Origin of the sequence: Actinokineospora sp. (genome assembly GCF_050699995.1) — a bacterium.
In the GTDB taxonomy this organism is placed as follows: Bacteria; Actinomycetota; Actinomycetes; order Mycobacteriales; family Pseudonocardiaceae; genus Actinokineospora.
Genome location: NZ_JBOHGC010000575.1, coordinates 1 through 2,200 on the forward strand (window position 1 = coordinate 1; position 2,200 = coordinate 2,200).

The following is a 2,200-nucleotide window of genomic DNA, read 5'->3' on the forward strand; positions in this document are numbered from 1 at the left end:
GACCTGGCCCGCGCCGACGACCCGGAGGCGCTGCGTCTCGTCCGCGCGGCCGGGCGGCACCTCGGCGGGGTGGTCGCGGCGGCGGTGAACCTGCTCAACCCGGCGATGATCATCGTCGGTGGCGACCTCGCGCGCGCGTACGAGCCGCTGGTCGCGGGTATGCGTGAGCTGATCTACCAGTCCGCGGCCGCCACGGCGACCCGCGACCTGCGCATCGAGCCGGGCACCCTCACCGACGGTGGCACCCGGACCGGTTGCGCGGTCATGGTGCTCGACGACGTCCTGTCCGCGGCGGCGGTGAACGCGGCCGTCGCGGGCAGGCCGGTGGCCGTCGGGTAATCGGTTGTCCGAGCGGTGCGCGGTGCGATGGAATCGGCGGCGTGCATGAGCTGAAGACCCCGGCCGACGTGGCCGCCGCGACGACCGATCCCGTGCTCAGGTGGGGTGCCCAGGCCCTGATGCCCGAGTACCCCACCGAGCGGGGGCAGGCCTGGGAGCACGACGGTGCGGTCCTCGTCTACGCGCCCGGGCTCTATCGGCGGGACCGCGTGATCCTGACCGGCCCGGCGGAGCAGGCGCTCAAGCTGATCACGTCCGTGCGCCTGCCGACCCCTGGCGCCCCGATCGCCCGCACCGAGCTTGCCGACGAGATCTGCCAGCTCGAACCCGGTTGGTCGGCCTACGCCACGTTCGGCTGGATGACCACCATGGCTGAACCAGGCCCGCGTCCCGACGGCGTTCGCTGGCTGGACGACTTTCACCTCGACGACGCGGACTACTTGGTACGCACGGCGAACCCGGACGGCTGGCTGGTTCCGCGCGAGACCGGAACCCGCCGCTGGGCAGGCATGTTCGACGGCGACACCCTCGTCTCGATGGCTGGGGACGCCTGGCCCGCGCCGGACATGGGGTTCATCGCCGGCGTCGCCACCCACAAGGACTACCGCGGCAAGGGCGCCTCCAACGCGGTCTGCGCGTTTGTGCGGGACACGTTGTTGGCCGAACACGGGGCTTGCGGGCTGATGGTCTACGCCGACAACGCCACCGCGATCCGGCTCTACGAGCGCTTGGGGTTCACCTACCAGAGCATGACCGCGTTCGGTCCTGAGTAGATCCGAAATTGTCGGTCCGCTTCGCTACGGTGCGGGTATGACGGAATTCGTACTGGTGGCAGGCGCGTGGCTGGGCTCGTGGGCCTGGGACGACATGGTGCCGACCCTGCGGGAAGCGGGCCATGGAGCCCACCCGGTGACTCTGTCCGGCCTCGCCGACAAACAGGGCGTCCCCGCGCGTTTGCGCACCCACGTCCAGGACATCGTCGACGAAGTCGAACGCCACGACTTACGCGACGTCGCCCTGGTGGGCCACAGCTACGCGGGCATCCCGACCGGCCAGGCAGCCGAACAGCTCGGCGACCGCCTGACCCGGGTGGTGTTCGTCGACTCGAACGTTCCCGTCGACGGCGAGTCCTTCGTTTCGGCCTGGCCGGACGGCCGGGCGATGGTGGAGGCCTCGATCGCCGACAACGGCGGTTTCTGGGCGCCGCTGACCGCCGCCGACTGCGCGGGCCAGGGACTCACCGACGACCAGATAGCCCGCTTCCTGGCAGGTGCGACACCACACCCGGGAGCCACCCTCACGGATACGGCTGTCCTGACCCGGCCCCTGAGCGACCTACCGGCGACGTACATCAAGTGCCTATTGGACGGTGACGAGCCCGGCAAGGATGTCGCCGAATTACTGACAAGCGACCGGTGGCGGTTGGTGACGATGGAGACGGGCCACTGGCCGATCGGATGTTCTCCCAGCCGCGAGCTGGCTGAGATCCTTTTGGAGGCAGCACAGAGCATTTGACACGGACGGGACATCTTCAGGGATTGCTGTAATCCACACCGAAAGAAGGTGCCCCAGTCGCAGCGCCCGGAGGGTTCCCTTAGCGGTCTGACGCCACGGCTGCGCGAGGACTACGGCGACGTCGCCATGGTCAAGAACCGACGAGGAATGGCTGATGGTCGGGGTTGCCTTGGCGATCTTTGGCTCTTGCTCTTCGTCCCTGCACGCGGGGACGGCCAACCTAAGATTCCCATCCAGAACCCTTTCGTCTCCCCCAAAAAAAGAGACAGACGCACCACCTACGAACCTCCTTCCGCACCACGCACCACCCAGGCTCCCTCCGCACGACAGAATGACCAAACCTGCC

General features: G+C 68.5%; 3 protein-coding genes. All 3 read left to right on the forward strand.

The window, feature by feature from the left end; translation table 11 throughout:
- On the forward strand, positions 1-339 hold a 339-nt coding region (locus ACRDSQ_RS28000; RefSeq protein ID WP_431425146.1), incomplete at its 5' end, for an ROK family protein.
- 41 nt (positions 340-380) lie between these two features.
- Positions 381-1,112: a GNAT family N-acetyltransferase gene (locus tag ACRDSQ_RS28005; protein WP_431425148.1), complete on the forward strand. Its 732-nt coding sequence runs from the start codon at positions 381-383 to the stop codon at positions 1,110-1,112.
- Between the two features lie 37 nt (positions 1,113-1,149).
- Positions 1,150-1,854, forward strand: coding sequence for an alpha/beta fold hydrolase (locus ACRDSQ_RS28010; protein ID WP_431425150.1), 705 nt, complete (start codon positions 1,150-1,152; stop codon positions 1,852-1,854).
- Positions 1,855-2,200 lie beyond the last annotated feature (346 nt).